12 protein-coding genes are annotated in these 16,926 nt (G+C 69.7%); 5 read left to right on the top strand and 7 right to left on the bottom strand.

Annotation, left to right across the window (positions count from 1 at the left end; genetic code table 11):
• The first annotated feature begins 8 nt into the window (after positions 1-8).
• Both ACIN94_RS22515 and ACIN94_RS22510 read left to right on the top strand, forming a co-directional pair.
• Positions 9-593, top strand: a complete 585-nt coding sequence (locus ACIN94_RS22515) for a hypothetical protein (RefSeq protein WP_400709025.1) — start codon at positions 9-11, stop codon at positions 591-593.
• Between the two features lie 85 nt (positions 594-678).
• A complete protein-coding gene (locus ACIN94_RS22510) occupies positions 679-5,097 on the top strand; it encodes an HAD-IC family P-type ATPase (protein ID WP_400709022.1) in 4,419 nt (1,472 codons plus the stop codon).
• Positions 5,098-5,365: 268 nt separating this feature from the next.
• On the opposite strand, the gene ACIN94_RS22505 is transcribed toward ACIN94_RS22510, so the two are convergent.
• The 6 genes from ACIN94_RS22505 to ACIN94_RS22480 all read right to left on the bottom strand — a co-directional run bounded on the left by ACIN94_RS22505 (position 5,366) and on the right by ACIN94_RS22480 (position 10,614).
• Positions 5,366-6,679 (bottom strand): glycoside hydrolase family 3 protein, encoded by a 1,314-nt coding sequence (locus tag ACIN94_RS22505; RefSeq protein WP_400709019.1) that lies wholly within the window; start codon positions 6,677-6,679, stop codon positions 5,366-5,368.
• A gap of 76 nt (positions 6,680-6,755) precedes the next feature.
• Positions 6,756-8,438 carry a phosphoenolpyruvate--protein phosphotransferase gene (ptsP, locus tag ACIN94_RS22500; protein ID WP_400709016.1) on the bottom strand — a complete coding sequence of 561 codons (1,683 nt, stop codon included), beginning with the start codon at positions 8,436-8,438 and terminating at the stop codon, positions 6,756-6,758.
• Entirely contained in the window at positions 8,435-8,692 is a 258-nt protein-coding gene (locus tag ACIN94_RS22495) for an HPr family phosphocarrier protein (RefSeq protein WP_400709013.1), read from the bottom strand. The genes ptsP and ACIN94_RS22495 overlap by 4 nt, the downstream gene beginning before the upstream one ends.
• Positions 8,693-8,793: 101 nt before the next feature.
• Entirely contained in the window at positions 8,794-9,240 is a 447-nt protein-coding gene (locus ACIN94_RS22490) for a PTS glucose transporter subunit IIA (protein ID WP_400709010.1), read from the bottom strand.
• 50 nt (positions 9,241-9,290) lie between these two features.
• Positions 9,291-9,527 carry a glucose PTS transporter subunit EIIB gene (locus ACIN94_RS22485; protein WP_400709007.1) on the bottom strand — a complete coding sequence of 79 codons (237 nt, stop codon included), beginning with the start codon at positions 9,525-9,527 and terminating at the stop codon, positions 9,291-9,293.
• A 52-nt stretch (positions 9,528-9,579) separates the two neighbouring features.
• On the bottom strand, positions 9,580-10,614 hold the full coding sequence (locus ACIN94_RS22480; protein WP_400709004.1) for an SIS domain-containing protein: 1,035 nt from the start codon (positions 10,612-10,614) through the stop codon (positions 9,580-9,582).
• A 158-nt stretch (positions 10,615-10,772) separates the two neighbouring features.
• On the opposite strand from ACIN94_RS22480, the gene ACIN94_RS22475 reads away from it, so the two are divergent.
• From ACIN94_RS22475 to ACIN94_RS22465, 3 genes are all read left to right on the top strand, one after another.
• Complete coding sequence (locus tag ACIN94_RS22475; protein WP_400709001.1) at positions 10,773-11,513, top strand: GntR family transcriptional regulator; 741 nt, start codon at positions 10,773-10,775, stop codon at positions 11,511-11,513.
• Positions 11,514-11,558: 45 nt separating this feature from the next.
• A complete protein-coding gene (locus tag ACIN94_RS22470) occupies positions 11,559-12,923 on the top strand; it encodes a PTS transporter subunit EIIC (RefSeq protein WP_400708998.1) in 1,365 nt (454 codons plus the stop codon).
• A gap of 330 nt (positions 12,924-13,253) precedes the next feature.
• A complete protein-coding gene (locus tag ACIN94_RS22465) occupies positions 13,254-13,763 on the top strand; it encodes an Rv3235 family protein (protein ID WP_400708995.1) in 510 nt (169 codons plus the stop codon).
• Between the two features lie 63 nt (positions 13,764-13,826).
• On the opposite strand, the gene secA is transcribed toward ACIN94_RS22465, so the two are convergent.
• Positions 13,827-16,640 carry a preprotein translocase subunit SecA gene (gene secA / locus ACIN94_RS22460; RefSeq protein WP_400708992.1) on the bottom strand — a complete coding sequence of 938 codons (2,814 nt, stop codon included), beginning with the start codon at positions 16,638-16,640 and terminating at the stop codon, positions 13,827-13,829.
• Positions 16,641-16,926 lie beyond the last annotated feature (286 nt).

Raw genomic sequence — 16,926 nt, 5'->3', positions numbered from 1 at the left:
GGGGGGCCATGACCGTAGGCCAGACAGTTCGCGGATCGCGTACCCGTACGCCGTCCGGATCCGCCACGGCCGCCGGGCGCAAACCCGCGCAGCGCAAGACCGCGGAGAAGAAAACCACCACGCGAGCATCCACCCAGCGCAAGACCGTGGAGGAGAAAGCCGCCGCACGGGTACCCGCGCAGCGCAAGACCACGGAGAAGAAAACCACCACGCGAGCATCCACCCAGCGCAAGACCGCGGGGGGGAAAGCCGTCGCGCAGGTGGAGCACAAGCACGAGGGGCTTGCGTTCACGCTGGACCTGCCGATGATGTCCGTGCGGTTCCATCCACCACATCTCCACCTGCCGCACATCAGCCTGCAGGAGGCCGGCCAGGCCGTCGACGCCGCCAAGTCGTTCCTCCCTCCGGCCGACCGCATGGTCTACTACGGGGGGCTCGGCGCGCTGGCGGTGGCGGGGCTGATCGAATGGCCGGTGGCGGCTGCCATCGGGGTCGGAACGATGATCGCCCAACGCGCCCGCGGGCAGCGCTGGCCGGCCAGCCCCACTTCCCGGGCGACGACCACCTCGAGCCACCGGAGCACGTCCACGTAACCGCGGTCGCTCGGTGATACGGCCGGTCGGGCCGTGTACCGCCACGGCCTGACTGTCTGAGTGTTTTTTTCTGCTGGAGAGCCGAATGTTGCTGGCGCGTGTGCTCACCCATTCCACCGAGGCACTGTGGGGCGTCGTGCCCGACGCGATCCGGAACGTCCTGCCGCGCCGTCGCGGGACGCGGACCTGTCCCGGCGGGTTCCATATCGACCTGCGCGTGATCGGCGGCCCCGACACCCAACGGCTGGCGCGCCGGCTCGAATACCTGTTGCTGGCATCGGAGGGGGTCAATCGGGCGGAGGTCAACGGTGTCCTCGGCTCTGTCTTCGTCGGAGGCGACACCGACTCGATCGACCTGGAGAAACTGCTGTCGATCGTCGAGGAACTCGACGAGGAGCAGGACGACGGCGGCGAGCAGGGCGGCGAAGGCGAGCAGGACGACGGCGGCGAGGAGGACATCGAGGCGGGTCAGGGGCAGGGGGTGGCGGCATCCCGGCTGACGGAGCATCACACGCGTGCCGGCATCCGGCTTGGTGCGAGCCTGATCGGGGCCGGTCTGGCGTTCGCCGGGCGCGTGGTGCACGCGCCACCGCTCTCCCCCGTCGTCCCCGCCCTGTTCCACCTGGTCGACTCCACCCCGAGAGTCCGGGTCGAGCTGGAGCGCCGTATCGGCCGCCCTACCACCGATGTCCTGTTCACCACGGCGAACATCGTCACTCACACGTTCGCGCTGCGTCCGTTCGCACTGCTCATCCAGTCGGTCACCGCGGCCGGCCGTTACGTGGAGACGCGCGGCGCGCAGCGGGCCTGGCAGATGCACGAGCATGAGCTGTGCTCCAGGAAAGGGGCCTACCGCCATATCCGGACGGCGAAGAGGTCGCGCCCGGCACCCCTGGCCCACAGTCCCGTGGAACGGTTCGAGCGCATCGGGGGCCCGCTGGCGCTGGGCGCCTCCGGCCTGACGGGTCTCCTCAGCAACAACCGCGAGCAGGGACTCGCGATGCTGATCACGGCGACGCCCAAGGCCGCGAAACTGGGCCGCGATTCATTCTCCGGCGCGGTCGGACGTGCCATGGCGAAGCGCGGCGCGATCGTGCTCAACGGCAACGCCCTGCGCCGCATGGACGGCATCGACACGGTCATCCTCGACGCGGGTTTTCTCGGCACGGGCTCCTGGACGATCGACCGCGTCGTCCCCCTGGTGGACGACATGAACAGCGGCGAGTTGCACGCGCGGCTCTACACCCTGATCGACTTCACCGACCCCACCGTACGGCGGGAACACGACACGTGGGTGGCCGAGCCGGTGGCGGACCTGGCCGCGCTCACCCCGGAGGACGCCGAGGAGTGGGAAGCCCGGGGGCTCCGGCCCGTCGGCGTGACGAGACAGGGCGTTCTGATCGCCCTGGTCGGTATGGCACTGGAGGTCGACCCCCTGGCGGAGGCCGTCGTCGCCGCGGCCAAGAACGCGTGCACCGTGATGCTGGCCGGAGACCATCCGGGGCTCGGCCGGCGGCTCGAGATCGACGAGACCGTGCCGGGCGGTTCCCGGCTGGCCCGGTCGGTCCGCGCGCTCCAAGCCGACGGTCACGGGGTCGCCCTGGTGTCGGGGCGTCCCACGGCCGCGCTGACCCAGGCCGATCTGGGCATCGGCGTGCTGAGGCGGTCGGGCCCGGTGCCCTGGGACGCGGACGTGCTCAGCGAGCTCGACGAGGTCCACCTGCTCCTGAGCTGCCTGGGCCCGGCGAGAAGGACGAGCGAGCAGTGTGTATGGATCAGCGTCGCGGGAGCGGCGCTCGGGGCGGGGCTGACGACCTTCGTATCACAGGCGGGGTCGGTGAGAAGGGCGCAGACTGTGGGCGACTGCACGGCGCTGGCCTCCATCGTCACGGGTGAGTGGGCAGGCCGGAACGTCGGACGCGAGATGGTGCCGGTCCGCGCCGACCGTACCCCCTGGCACGCCATGTCGGCCAAGGACGTTCTCGCCCGGCTCGGTTCGTCGCCCAGCGGCATCACCGAGGCCGAAGCCCTGCGGCGCAGGGCCCTGTCGGGAGCGGAGAAACCCAAGGGACCCGATTCGCTGCTCCGTACGTCCATCGAGGAGCTGGCCAACCCGCTGACCCCGGTCCTGACGGCGGCGGCGGCTCTGTCGGCCATGGTCGGCTCGGTCTCCGACTCGGTGCTGATAGGCGGAGTAATGGTCATCAACACGCTCATCGGAGGGAGTCAGCGATTCACCGCCGACCGGGCCCTGCACCGGCTGACCGAAGCGGTCGCGGTCCGGGTACGGCTCCACCGCCCCAACGAGAACGTGAGCACGACCATCGAGAACCTCGTGGCGGGCGATGTCATCGAGTTGCGCGCGGGCGACGCCGTACCGGCCGACTGCCGCGTGCTCAAGGCCGTGGGCCTTGAGGTCGACGAGGCCAGCCTGACCGGGGAGTCCCAGCTCGTCACCAAGTCACCGGCGTCCGTCAACGCGCCCGCCATCGCTGACCGGAGCTCGATGGTCTACCAGGGCACGACGGTGGCGGCCGGCCACGGAATCGCCGTGGTCGTCGCGGCGGGCGAGGCGACCGAGGCCTCGCAGACCGCCAGACTCGCCGTGGAGCGGCCTCCGGCCACCGGCGTGCAGCTCCGGCTGCGGTCGTTGAGCCGCCGGGTTCTTCCGGCCGCGCTCGGTTCCGGCCTCGTCCTGCTGACCGCCGACCTGATGCGCGGCAGGCCGCTGTCGGAGGCGCTCGCGCCCGCGGTGAGCCTCGCCGTCGCCGCCGTGCCCGAAGGACTTCCCTTCATCGCCTCGGTCGCGCAGCTCGCCGCCGCCCAGCGGCTGTCGACCCGTAACACCCTGGTGCCGACCCCCTCCACGATCGAGGCCCTCGGCCGGGTGAACGTGCTCTGCTTCGACAAGACGGGGACGTTGACCGAAGGGCACATCGGCCTGCGGTCCGTTTCGGACGGGCACGCCGACTGTTCCGTCGAGGCGTTGACGCCCGAGCTGAAGCGGATCGTGGCCGCGGGACTGCGCGCGAGCCCGCGGCACGAAGAGGGGCGGCCCCTCGCCCATCCCACCGACCGGGCCGTGCTGGACGGAGCCCGCCGGCTGCACGTGACCCCCGACGAGGGGACGGGAACCTGGCAGCGGATCGACGAGCTTCCCTTCGAGCCGGGACGCGGATACCACGCTGTTCTCGGTATGAGCGACTCGGGGCCGCTGCTGAGCGTCAAGGGCGCCCCGGAGGTCGTGCTCACCCAGTGCGCGAACCTGCTCCGTGACCACGGGCTCAGCCCCATGGACGAGTCCGCCAGGATACGGCTCGAGGACGAGATCGACAGGCTCGCCCGCCAGGGCTACCGGGTGCTCGCGGTGGCCGAGCGTCCCGCCTCCGACCGCCGCGACCTCGACGAGTCCCGCATCGAGGGACTGACCTTCATGGGCTTTCTCTGCCTGGCCGATCCCGTCCGGTCCACAGCGGCCGAGAGCGTTAGGCGTCTGACGCGGGCGGGCGTCCGGATCGCCATGATCACAGGCGACCACCCGAGCACCGCCGAGGCGATCGCCGCCGAGCTGGGCGTGCTGAACGGGGGCCGGATCATGACCGGTCCGGAGCTGGACGACCTCGACGACGACGTCCTGATAAAGACACTGCCGGACGTGACGGTTTTCGCCCGGACCACTCCGGCGCACAAGGTCCGGATCGTCGACTGCCTGCGCCGCTCCGGCATGGTCGTGGCGGTCACCGGCGACGGCGCCAACGACGCCCCCGCGATCCGTGCCGCGGATGTGGGAATCGCCCTTGGGTCCCGTGCCACTCAGGCGGCTCGGGCTGCCGCCGACGTCGTGGTGACCGACGACCGCATCGAGACGATCGTCGATGCGATCATCGAGGGCAGGGCCATGTGGAGTTCGGTCCGCGACGCCCTGAGCATCCTGCTCGGCGGCAACGTCGGGGAGATCGTCTTCACGGTCGCGTCCAGCCTGATCACCGGCCAGAACGTGCTGAACGCCCGCCAGCTTCTGCTGGTCAACCTGCTCACCGACATGCTGCCGGCGATGGCGGTGGCCGTCCGGCCCCCGGCGGCGAGCAGTCCCGAGAAGCTGCTCGCCGAGGGCCCGGAGGCCTCCCTGGCGGGCTCTCTGACCCGCGACATCTACCTGCGTGCCGTCATCACGGCGTCCGCGGCCGGCGTCGCGTGGTCGGTCGGGCGGGTGACCGGCACACGGATACGGGCGAATACCATCGGGCTGGTCGCGCTGGTGTCGGCACAGCTGTTCCAGACCCTGGCCCTGGGCGGCCGGGATCGCGTGGTCGCGCTGGCCTCGCTCGCGTCCATCGCCGTGCTGGCTATGACCGTCTCGATCCCGGGCCTGTGCCGGTTCTTCGGCTGCCGCCCTCTGGGGCCCGTGGGGTGGACCATCGCCCTCGGGAGTGCCGCCACCACCACCGTCCTTGGCATGGCGGTCCAGGCGTCAACCCGCGTGATGTCACCAACCGTTCACTGAACAGTAACCTTATCGTGCTACTTCGTATAAGTTTCTGGTGGAATATCCCATCAAGAGCTTATTACTGCACGTGAGGTTGTTATGTCCGGATTCCTGTCCGCGGTTCTCGCCAAGGCTGTTTTCCTCCTACTTGAAGCACTCGTCATGCGCATCGTCCAGTCCCTCACCCTTGCGATGCTCCGGAGCGGCAGCCTCCAGGCCGCCTAGCCGGCTCGCGAGCGGCTACGCCGGACCGGCTCTCGGTCGGTTACACCGGACCGGCTCCCGGTCAGCGGGCCCGGCCGGTGATGAACTGGGCGACCTTACGGTGCTCCGCGGAGCGCAGCACCCGCTCGGCCCTGTCCGGGTCGGCGACCGGCGCCCTGTCCAGCAGGCCCCGCGCGGCCTTCAGCTTCAGCAATCGCCGGACGGACTGGTCGAGCCGTTCGGCGGAGATCTTCCCGGACTTCACCGCGGCCAGCACCGCCTGGTATGCCTTGGGGTAGTCCGGCGGCATCAACAGCAGGTCCACTCCCGCCAGGATGGCCCGCACGGCCACCTGCCCGTCCCCGTACTTCTTACGCACTCCCGCCATGTCCAGCGCGTCGGTCGAGACGACGCCGTCGAAACCGAGCTTCTCCCGGAGCAGCCCGGTCAGGATCGGCTTGGACAGCGTGGCCGGGTCTCCGGACGGGTCGAGCTTGGGCATGACCACGTGAGCGCTCATGATCGCGTCGATGTTCCTGCCGATGGCCGCGGCGAACGGGGGCGCGTCCAGCCTGCTCCACTGGGACAGGGAGTGCTGGATCACTGGCAGTCCGGAGTGGCTGTCCACATTGGTGTCACCGTGGCCGGGGAAGTGCTTGGCCGTACTGGCGATCCCCGCGTCGTGGAAGCCCTGGACCGCGGCGGCGACCATCAGCGCGGTCTTCTTCGGGTCCGAGCCGTAGGCCCGGGGGCCGATCACCGGGTTGCGCGGGTTGATGTTCACGTCGGCGACCGGGGCGAAGTCGAGGTTGATGCCGAGGGCGCGCAGCTCGGTGCCGGTGACCTTGGCCGCCTTACGCGCCAGCGAGGGGTCGCCGGTCGAGCCGATGACCGAGGCCCCGGGGATGTCGGTGACCAGTGGGGCGAGCCGGGAGACCACGCCGTTCTCCTGGTCGGCGCCGAGCAGCAGCGGAATCTCCGGCGACGCCTCCTGCAGCCCGTTGGTCAGCGCCACGAGCTGCCGGACATCCTTGACGTTGCCCGCCCAGGGGAACAGGATCACCCCGCCCGGCCGGTATTTGGCCACCACCTTGGCCGGGGTGCCGACGCCGAACCGCGCCTGGTTCTCCCCCGACACCGTGTCCGCCGCCGGACCGTACAGCACAGGCATGAAGAGCTGCCCGACCTTGTCCTCCACGCTCATCCGCGCGAGCACGGCCTCCACCCCGGAGGGCCTGGGCGTCGCGGACACCGAAGGGGTGGCGCCCGCGGCCGTGCCGCCGGCCTGCCCTACGGCGGGTTTCGCCGGCGGGGCCGTCCCCGCCCCCGCGCCGGCGCACCCTGCCACCACAGTCGCGAGCGCCGCCAATCCCGTCGTGCGTATGAACCGAAACATGGGACACACGCTATCCGCGCTTGACGACCGGAGGCACCGGTCCTGATCATTTGCGTACGCGGGCCGTGCGCTCAGATCACAGTGCCAGCCCGGCCAGCCCGGGCAGGTGGGAGCGGGCCGCGGTGCGCGCCTCCCCCGCGGTGACGGCAGCCAGTCCGGCCTGAGCTGCCAGGATGCACTGCTCCCGGGTGTGGCGCGACAGCGCGGCCCGTACGGCGGGCAGCGCGGGAGCGCCCATCGACAGTGAGGTAACGCCCAGCCCGACCAGCACGCAGGCGAGGACCGGATCGCCCGCCGCCTCCCCGCACACCCCGCACGACTTGCCACGCTCGACGGCCCCGGTCACGGCCAGGGCGATCAGGTCGAGCAGCGCCGGCTGCCACGCGTCCTGCAGCGCGGTCAGCGCGCCCACCTGACGGTCGGCGGCGAAGGTGTACTGGGCCAGGTCATTGGTGCCCAGGGAGAAGAAATCGGCCTCGCCCGCCAGGTCGGAGGCGCGCAGGGCGGCCGAGGGGATCTCGATCATCACGCCCGCGGACGGCAGCCCCGCTTCCGTGCAGACCGCTACAAACCAGGCGGCCTCCTCGGCGGTGGCCACCATCGGAGCCATCACCTGAAGCTTGGCCGAGGAGCGGGAGGCTGCCCGGGCCAGGGCACCGAGCTGCGCGTTCAGGATCTGCGGATACGCCCGGAGAAGCCGCAGCCCGCGTTGCCCCAGCGCCGGATTGGGCTCCTCCTCCTGCGGCGGCAGGAAGGCGAGCGGCTTGTCCGCCCCCGCGTCGAGCATCCGCACGACCACCCGGCGGCCCGGGAAGGCGTTCAGCACCTCCAGGTACGCGGCCTCCTGCTCCTCGTCGGACGGCGCCGTCGTCCGGTCGAGGAAGAGGAACTCGGTCCGGTAGAGCCCGATGCCCTCCGCACCGTACTCCAGCGCGCCTTCCACGTCGCGTGGGCCGCCGATGTTGGCCAGCAGCGGCACGGCATACCCGTCAGAGGTCATCCCCGGTCCGGTGGCGGCCGCGAACACGGCGGCCCTGGCGGAGGCGGCGTTCCGCGCCGTGGACACCTCCTCCTCCGAAGGTGCGGGCCGTACGAGACCGGAGGCCCCGTCCACCAGCACCGGCACGCCGGGAGGGATCGAGGTCACCCCGGGACAGGCCACGACCGCCGGCACCCCCATCGCACGGGCGAGGATCGCGGTGTGGCTGGTCGGGCCGCCCTGCTCGGTGACGAAGGCCGCCACCGCGTCCTTGGAGAGCAACGCCGTGTCGGCGGGTGCCAGGTCGCGGGCGATGAGGACGTACGGCTGCTCCGCGCGGGACGGCAGGCCGGGCATCGGCAGACCTTCGAGCACCGCGATGGCCCGGTCCCTGACGTCGTCCAGGTCGGCGGCGCGCTCGCCCAGGTATCCCCCCGCCCCGGCGAGCATCTCGCGGTACCGGCCGAACTCCTCGTAGACCGCGCGGGCCGCGCTCCCGCCCGCGTCGATCAGACCGGCCACCCCGGCGGCGAGGCCCGGGTCGCGCGCCATCATCGCCTGGGCGTTCAGGATCTCCCGGGCCTCGCCGCCCGCCCGGACACCCCGTTCCTCCAGGTCGGCGGCAACCCTCTCCAGCGCCCGCGTGGCCTCCGCCCGCTCGGCCTCGGCATCCCCGCCGTGCCGGGCACCGGGCGAGGGCACCGGGATGTCACGGGTAAGAACGTAAGCGGGCCCGGAGCCGACGCCCGGGCTCACGCCCACCCCTGTGAGCGCGGTCACGGTGCCGATGCGATGACGGCGAGCCGGTCCAGGATCTCGTCGGCGCCGTCGCCGTCAGCCTTGATCACCACTGTGTCGCCCTGTCTGACGTCGAGCGCCAGGACGGCGAGGATGCTCTTGGCGTTCACCGGCTGACCGGCCCCCTTGGCGATGGTGACGTCCAGGGATGCCGCCGCCGCGGTCTGCACGAACGTCGCCGCGGGACGGGCGTGCAGACCTACCTCGGCCTTGACGGTGACTTGACGCTCGGCCACGTGATCCTCCTGAAAAAGTAGGCCGGGCGGTCTGGACCGCCCGGCTCATTGATCGGTCAACGGAGGCCGTCCGGCCCCCGTTGCCATGCCCACAGGTGTCGCTATGCCCACAGGAAGAGCTCACCTCCCGCACGGACCCTGCCGGCGGCGAGCGCGGTGACGGAGCCCTCGGCCGCGTCCAGCGCCACGACCGGACAGACGGAGGAACGCCCGCCGGCCTCGATCTCCAGGGGATTCCAGGCCACCACGGGCTGCCCCGCGCTCACCCGGTCCCCCTCGGCCACCAGCAGTTCGAAGCCCGCGCCCTTGAGCTGTACGGTGTCGATGCCCAGATGGACCAGGATCCCCCGGCCGTCGTCACCGACGACCACGAACGCGTGCGGGTGCAGCTTTACGATCTTCCCCGCGATGGGCGAGACCGCCTCACCGGGCGCCCTGTCCGGTTCGATCGCCGCTCCGGGCCCGACCATGCCCTCCGCGAACACCGGATCGGGCACGGCCCCCAGGCCCACGGCTATCCCCGTGACCGGCGCCAGAACTGTGGTCATCACGCCCCTTCGGATGGTCCCGCCACGAGGGCGGGGACGGCCCGGCCCTCTCAGCCGATGATGTCCTCGATGTCGCTGGCGATGGTGTCCGCCTCCGGGCCGACGACCACCTGGACGATGTTGCCCGCGGCCATGACGCCGTGTGCCCCTGCCGCCTTGAGAGCCACCTGATCGACTCTGGAGGCGTCACGTACCTCGGTGCGGAGCCGGGTGATGCAGGGTTCGATCTCGATGATGTTGTCCGCACCACCGAGTCCCGCGATTATCGCGTCGGCATTGGCCGCCATGTCACCCTCCAGTTGTGATCGTTCTGCGAACAGGCTAGACGACACCGCGCGATCAGTCGGTCTGGGTCACCTTGTTGAGACCCCGGGGTGAGTCCGGGTCGATTCCCAGCCTGCGCGCGAGAGCCTCGGTCAGCAGCTGGCCGGGGACGATGAGGCCGAGCGGGGAGACCCATTCGGGAAGGTCGGGACCGTTCAGCGCGGCGGTGGAGACCGAGGAGAGCGCGGTGCCGCCACCGACCGTGAAGGCCGAGGCGCCGGCGGCGGTGACCCGCTCGGCGAGCGCCACGGTCCCGGCCAGGGTCGGCCCTTCACCGGCCGCGACGAGGATGGCCGGGGTGTCCTTGTCGACCACGGCGATCGGGCCGTGCAGCAGGTCGGCGTAGGACAGACCCATGGCGTGCAGGTAGCACGCCTCCTTGAGCTTGAGCGCCAGTTCGAGCGCGGTGGAGAAGGCCAGGCCGCGGCCGGAGACCACGACGCCCGGCTTGTCGGCCAGGCCCTCGACGATCTCCTCCACCGCGCCCGGCTCCTCGATCAGCTTCTCCACCGCGTCGGGCACCCGCCGCAGGTCGGCGGGGTCGACGTCGGCGCCCAGGCCGAGAGCGAGCACGGCCAGCGCGGCGAGCTGGGTGGTGTAGGTCTTGGTGGCCGGGACGGCCTTCTCCTCACCCGCGAGCGTGCACAGAGCGAGGTCGGCGACCTGGGCGAGAGGGCTCTGCTCGCCACCGTTGGTGACGGCGACGGTCCTGGCGCCGCAGTCCCTGGCCCAGGTGAGGGTCTCGACGATCTCCTCGGTCCGGCCGGACTGGGAGATCGCGACGGCCAGGACGCCGTCGAGGTCCAGCCTGCGCCTGTAGGTGGTGGCGATCGAGGGCGCGGCGAGCGTGGACAGCCGGCCCGTGTGCGTTTCGGCCAGGTAGCGGCCGTAGACCGCGGCGTTGTCAGAGGTGCCACGGGCGATGAACAGCAGCTGACGTGTCTGCCCCGCCAGCCGCTCCACCTCCTTGACCCTGGGGAGGAGGGCGTCCAGGGTGGCCCGCAACGCAGCGGGCTGCTCAGCGATCTCGCTGCGCATCTTGGTCGTCATCCAGCGCTCACCCCTCGGTTCGGTCCGGCGAGATCGGGCCGTTATCGATCCGTCGCCGGTCCGTACGTTGACACTCTTTTCCGGCCTGTGGTCTAGTCCGGACTAGACCAGTACGAACCATAACTCATAGATATGCCCCAGATCGAGGGGAGGATCCCATGGCTCAGATCAATCCGGACAGTCCGGTACCGAAGTACTTCCAGCTCCGGGAGATCCTGCTCGATCTCATCGAGAGCAACGAACTGGCGATCGGCATGGCGATCCCGTCCGAGCGCGAGCTCTGCCAGCGCTTCGGGCTGTCCCGCATGACGGTGCGGCAGGCCGTCGACCATCTGGTCTCCGAGGGCAGGCTGCAGCGTGTGGCGGGCAAGGGCACCTTCGTGGCCCGCCCGAAGATCGAGATGGCCCTCCGGCTGACCTCCTTCAGCGACGAGATGCGCGCCCGGGGCATGGAACCCGGCTCCCGTGACCTGGACCGCCGGGTCGTCAGGGCCAGCGCGCACCTCGCCAGAGAACTCGGCATCGGCCCCGGAGACGAGGTCCACTTCATCGAACGGCTGCGCACCGCCGCCGACGAACCCATGTGCATCGAGCGGGCCCACATCCCCGTCTCCCTCGCCCCCGACCTCCACACCCACGACCTGACCGGCCGTTCCCTCTACGCACTGCTCGAAACCCGCTACGGCCTGGTGCTTGACGCGGGCGAGCTCACCATCGACGGCGGCGTCGCCGATCCCGGAGACGCCGACCTGCTGAAACTGCCCCGGGGCGGAGCCGTTCTCCTGCTCCAGCGACGCTCCTTCGCCGGAGACGTCTGCGCCGAACTCGGGGTCTCCACCTACCGCGCCGACCGCTACCAGCTCCGCACGGTCCTGGAGATACCGGCGCGCCGCTCCTGACCTCCTGACCTCCTCCCCACCCCCCATCCCCTGGAGGAAAGTCCGATGAGTACCACCGCCGCGGACGCCGGCCTTCCGGCCCCGTCCACGTCCGGATCCGCCGTCATGAGCGTGCTCCAGCGTCTGGGCCGCTCCCTCATGTTGCCGATCGCGGTCCTCCCCGCCGCGGGACTCCTGCTCCGGCTCGGGCAGGACGACCTCGTGGGCCGGACCGACAACCCCCTGCTCGACGACATCGCCCATATCCTCGCCACCGCGGGTGGCACCCTCTTCGACAACCTGCCCATCCTGTTCGCGATCGGCGTCGCCATCGGGTTCGCCCGCAAGGCCGACGGCTCCACCGCGCTGGCCGGGCTCGTCGGCTACCTGGTCTTCCACGCCGTCAGCATGACCATGTTCTTCAATCTGTTCGACGACAAGCTGAAGGCGTCGATCTCCAACCAGCTGTTCGACCCGGCCAACCCGGGCGTCCCGCAGGTGGTGCTCAACCTCGGTGCCCAGAACCCGACCCGGGTGCTCGGCGGCATCGTGATGGGCATCGTCTCCGCGCTGCTGTGGCAGCGCTACTACCGCACCAAGCTGCCGACCTGGCTGGCCTTCTTCAGCGGCCGCCGGCTCGTGCCCATTCTCACCGCCTTCGCGGGACTCGTCCTCGGCGTGGTCTTCGGCTTCATCTGGCCCCTCCTCGGCACCTGGGTCCGCGCCTTCGGCACCTGGCTCGCCGAGAACAGCACGGTCGGCGCCGGGATCTACGGCATGGTCAACCGCGCGCTGCTCCCGCTGGGCCTGCACCACATCGTCAACAACGTGGTCTGGACGCAGGTACCGGACTGCGTGGTCAACGGCAAGCAGCTCGCCGGCGACCTGATCTGCTTCAACAACGGCGCCGTGGGCTACGGCGGCTTCGAGGCCGGCTTCTACCCGATCCTCATGTTCGGCCTGCCGGCCGCCGCGATCGCCATCTGGCGGGCGGCCCCGGCACACCGCCGGACGGCGGTCGGCTCGATCATGATCTCCGCCGCGCTCACCGCCTTCCTCACCGGCATCACCGAGCCGATCGAGTTCGCCTTCATCTTCGTGGCCCCCGTGCTGTTCGCGGTGCACATCGTGCTGACCGGCATCTCCCTGGCCATCGCCTCGGCAGTCGGCGCCAAACTCGCCTTCAGCTTCTCCTCCGGGCTGATCGACCTCGTCCTGTACGGCACCGCCCCCAACGCCCAGGGCATCGCGATCCTCATCGTGATGGGCCTGATCTCCGCCGTGATCTACTACTTCTTGTTCAGTTTCCTGATCAGGAAACTGAACATCATGACCCCGGGCAGGGAGCCCGAACCCGACGTCGACTCCGCCGAGGCCGCCACCGCGTCCCCCGCGGCCACCCCCGCCCCGCCGGCCTCCGATCCGGCCTGAGCCGGGCTGAGCCGGGCTGAGCCGGCCTGATAAGGCCGTCCGGGAACGGGTGACGCCCGGCCCGGACGGCCCCTCGGCACATCCGCGTCTTTCTCGGCCAGGTGGCAGCCCCTCGTCCCCCTGAGCGGTGTTTCGGCCGCCCGCCGCGGATCACCGCTCATTCCGGAACCCGTTCTCCTACGGACGGGAACCGATCCAGCTTGGGGTGATCTTCTCCGCCTAGCCGGGCGAATCGCCGGGAATCGCGAGGAAGTTGGTGACCGATGTATCTGGACAGAGGACCGGAAACTCCTAGATGCGTCAGTCCAGCCAACGAAAATCGGAGTTGCCATGTCCCGTACCCCACGGCCGGTCCCCCTCCCCCGGATCGCGCCGTCGCCCTCCGCCGAACCGCCCTACGACGACGAACGCCCCGCCGGGGACCTCCCCGCCGCCCCGCCCTACGTCCAGGGGACGCTCGCCCTCGCCTGTGAGCCCGAGCCGGCCGGTCCTCCGGCCCGGAAACCGCTGATCTGGGGGCCGCCGGGCGCGATCCCCGACGGGCGACGGCTGCGGGCCCTCAGCCAGGCCGTCGCCGAGATCCTGTCCGGCAGGCGGTCACCGTCGAGTGTCTCCTCGCTGCTGACCGACCGCACCCACGCCGAGCTGGCCAGGAGCGGAAAGATCATCAACTGTGCGCGGCCACCGCTGGTCGGCATACCGCATGTGTCCCAGCCGAAGGACGGGGTCGTGGAGATGTGCGTCCTGGTGCACTGTGGCGACCGGCCGCGCGTGCTGGCGCTACGGCTGGAGCGCATGGGCGTGCAGTGGCTGTGCACCGACTTCGAGACGACTCCCTGACCGCATGCCGTACCGCGTGAAAGCCGAAGGGCCCGCACAGTGTGCGGGCCCTTCGGGCAGTGGTCAGACCTCGACGTTCTTGGGGTCGCCGTGGCAGCGCTTGTACTTCTTCCCCGAGCCGCAGGGGCACGGGGCGTTGCGCTCGACGTTGCCGTAGGCGTCGCGCTCCGCCTTGGTGCTGATGCGGGTGTGCTCGACCTCGCCACTCTCGCCGGGCGCGGTGTACTGCAGCTCCGAGGGGCGCTGCGGGCCACGCAGGCCGCGGGCGATGATGGAGCGGGTCTCCGTGATCGCCTCGTCCTCGTGGGCGTGGTCGTGGTCGTGGTCGTGCTCCTCGACGATCGGGCTGGTCTGCACCTCGACCTCGAGGTTGAACAGGAAACCGACCGACTCCTCCTTGATGCCCTCAAGCATCTGGGAGAACATGTCGAAGCCCTCGCGCTGGTATTCGATCAGAGGGTCACGCTGCGCCATGGCGCGCAGGCCGATGCCCTCCTGGAGGTAGTCCATCTCGTAGAGGTGCTCGCGCCACTTGCGGTCGAGGACCGACAGGATGACCCTGCGCTCCAGCTCCCGCATGGTCTCGGCGCCGAGATCCTCCTCGCGACGGTCGTAGGCGGCCATCGCGTCGGCCTTGACCTTCTCGTTGAGGAACTCGGCGGTGAGCTCCTCACGCCCGCCGGCCTCCTCGATGACACCGTCGATGGTGAGGGTGAGCGGGTAGAGCTGGCCTAGCGCCTTCCACAGCTTGTCGAGGTCCCACTCCTCGGAGAAGCCCTCGGCGGTGGCGCCGGCGATGTACTCGTCGACGACGTCGTTGATGAAGCCGCGGATCTGCTCGTGCAGGTCGGCGCCCTCCAACACCCGGCGGCGCTCGGCGTAGATCACCTTGCGCTGCCGGTTCATGACCTCGTCGTACTTCAGAACGTTCTTGCGGATCTCGAAGTTCTGCTGCTCGACCTGGTGCTGGGCGGAGGCGATGGCCTTGGAGACGATGCCCGACTCGATCGGGACGTCGTCCGGGATGTTCAGCCGCGTCATGATCATCTCGACCCTGGCCGAGTTGAACAGGCGCATGAGGTCGTCCTCAAGCGAGAGGTAGAAGCGCGACTCGCCCGGGTCGCCCTGACGGCCGGAACGGCCGCGGAGCTGGTTGTCGATGCGTCGCGACTCGTGCCGCTCGGTGCCCAGGACGTAGAGGCCGCCGAGTTCGGTGACCTCGTCGTGCTCGGCCTTCACGGCCTCCCTGGCCTTCTCCAGCGCCTCGCCCCACGCCTTGTCGTACTCGTCGGGGGTCTCGACCGGGTCCAGGCCGCGGTTGCGCAGCTCCACGTCGGCGCGGAAGTCGGGGTTGCCGCCGAGCATGATGTCGGTGCCTCGACCGGCCATGTTGGTGGCGACGGTGACGGCGTGCTTGCGGCCCGCCTCGGCGATGATCGCCGCCTCACGCGCGTGGTTCTTGGCGTTGAGGACCTCGTGCTTGATGCCCTTGCGCTTGAGCTCCTTGGCCAGGCGCTCGGACTTGGCCACGCTCGTGGTGCCGACCAGGACCGGCTGGCCCCTGTCGTAGCGCTCCTTGATGTCCTCGACGCAGGCCAGGAACTTGGCGTCCTCGGTCTTGTAGACCACGTCGGCCTGGTCCTTGCGGATCATCGGCCGGTTCGTCGGGATCGGGACGACGCCGAGCTTGTAGGTCTGGTGGAACTCGTTGGCCTCGGTGACCGCGGTGCCGGTCATGCCGGAGAGCGTCTGGTAGAGGCGGAAGTAGTTCTGCAGCGTGATCGTGGCGAGAGTCTGGTTCTCGTCCTTGATCTTCACGCTCTCCTTCGCCTCGATGGCCTGGTGCATGCCCTCGTTGTAACGGCGGCCGTGCAGGACTCGACCGGTGAACTCGTCGACGATCAGGACCTCACCGTCGACGACGATGTAGTCCTTGTCCTTCTTGTAGAGCTCCTTGGCCTTCAACGCGTTGTTGAGGAAGCCGACCAGGTGGGTGTGCTCCGGCTTGTAGAGGTTGTCGATGCCGAGCCAGTCCTCGACCTTCTCCACTCCGGACTCGAAGATGCCGACGGTGCGCTTCTTCTCGTCGACGGCGTAGTCGCCGGTGTTCTCTTCGCCGTCCTTGCCCTCGGTGCCCCTGCGGAGCCGGGGAACGATCTTGGCGAACTCGGCGTACCACTTGCCGGACTGCTCCCCGGGGCCGGAGATGATCAGCGGCGTCCGGGCCTCGTCGATGAGGATCGAGTCGACCTCGTCGACGAGGCCGAAGTTGTGGCCGCGCTGGACGCACTCCTCCAGCGACCAGGCCATGTTGTCACGCAGGTAGTCGAAGCCGAACTCGTTGTTCGTGCCGTAGGTGATGTCCGCGTTGTACTGCTTGCGGCGGTCCTCGGGCGGCATGTTCGCCAGGATCACACCGACCTCGAGGCCGAGGAAGCGGTGGATACGGCCCGTCTCCTCGGAGTCGCGCTTGGCCAGGTAGTCGTTTGTCGTGATGACGTGGACGCCCTTGCCGGAGATGGCGTTGAGGTAGGCGGGGAGCGCGCAGGTGAGGGTCTTGCCCTCACCGGTGCGCATCTCGGAGATGTTGCCCATGTGCAGGTTGGCCCCGCCCATGATCTGCACGTCGAAGAGGCGCTTGCCCAGCACGCGGCGGGAGGCCTCACGGACGGTGGCGAAGGCTTCGGGGAGCAGGTCGTCGAGCGACTCGCCGTCGGCGTGACGCTGCTTGTAGTCGGCGGTCAGCGCGCGGAGCTCGGCGTCGGTCAGGCTCTTGAAGTCGTCCTCAACGGAGTTGACCTGGTCGGCAATGCGCTTGAGCTTACGCAGAAGCTTGCCTTCGCCTGCGCGAAGAATCTTATCGAGAAAGGCTGGCACTTTAGGTAAAGCTCCTCGCAGGTCTTCCGTGGCCGGACCGGCCCGGATGAGGACGAGACACGGTTCTCCGCTGCCATCGTAGGCGGTTCCGCCACCAGGCACAGCCACCCTGAAAGACGCACTGGGCGCCCGCGGAGTTCCTCACGTCCCTTTTATAGGGAGTAGTGACCACCCTAAAGGGTATGTCAGTTTACAAACGCGTATCGCGAAGAGGCTGAGCATACGGCGCGTCGCGCCCCCCGGGGGAGACGGCACGACGGCGGACGACACATCTCGGGCGACCCGC

The sequence above is a fragment of the Streptosporangium sp. NPDC087985 genome (assembly GCF_044741965.1).
Classification (GTDB): domain Bacteria; phylum Actinomycetota; class Actinomycetes; order Streptosporangiales; family Streptosporangiaceae; genus Streptosporangium.
Note: the sequence above shows the minus strand (reverse complement) of the source record. Positions and strands in the feature narration are given on the sequence as shown.

Coding starts and splice junctions, on each gene's coding strand:
- ACIN94_RS22480 (WP_400709004.1), bottom strand. CDS start 10,614: ATGACGACCAAGATGCGCAGCGAGATCGCTGAGCAGCCCGCTGCGTTG.
- ACIN94_RS22475 (WP_400709001.1), top strand. CDS start 10,773: ATGGCTCAGATCAATCCGGACAGTCCGGTACCGAAGTACTTCCAGCTC.
- ACIN94_RS22505 (WP_400709019.1), bottom strand. CDS start 6,679: ATGTTTCGGTTCATACGCACGACGGGATTGGCGGCGCTCGCGACTGTG.
- ACIN94_RS22485 (WP_400709007.1), bottom strand. CDS start 9,527: ATGGCGGCCAATGCCGACGCGATAATCGCGGGACTCGGTGGTGCGGAC.
- ACIN94_RS22470 (WP_400708998.1), top strand. CDS start 11,559: ATGAGTACCACCGCCGCGGACGCCGGCCTTCCGGCCCCGTCCACGTCC.
- ACIN94_RS22490 (WP_400709010.1), bottom strand. CDS start 9,240: ATGACCACAGTTCTGGCGCCGGTCACGGGGATAGCCGTGGGCCTGGGG.
- ACIN94_RS22465 (WP_400708995.1), top strand. CDS start 13,254: ATGTCCCGTACCCCACGGCCGGTCCCCCTCCCCCGGATCGCGCCGTCG.
- ACIN94_RS22510 (WP_400709022.1), top strand. CDS start 679: ATGTTGCTGGCGCGTGTGCTCACCCATTCCACCGAGGCACTGTGGGGC.
- ACIN94_RS22515 (WP_400709025.1), top strand. CDS start 9: ATGACCGTAGGCCAGACAGTTCGCGGATCGCGTACCCGTACGCCGTCC.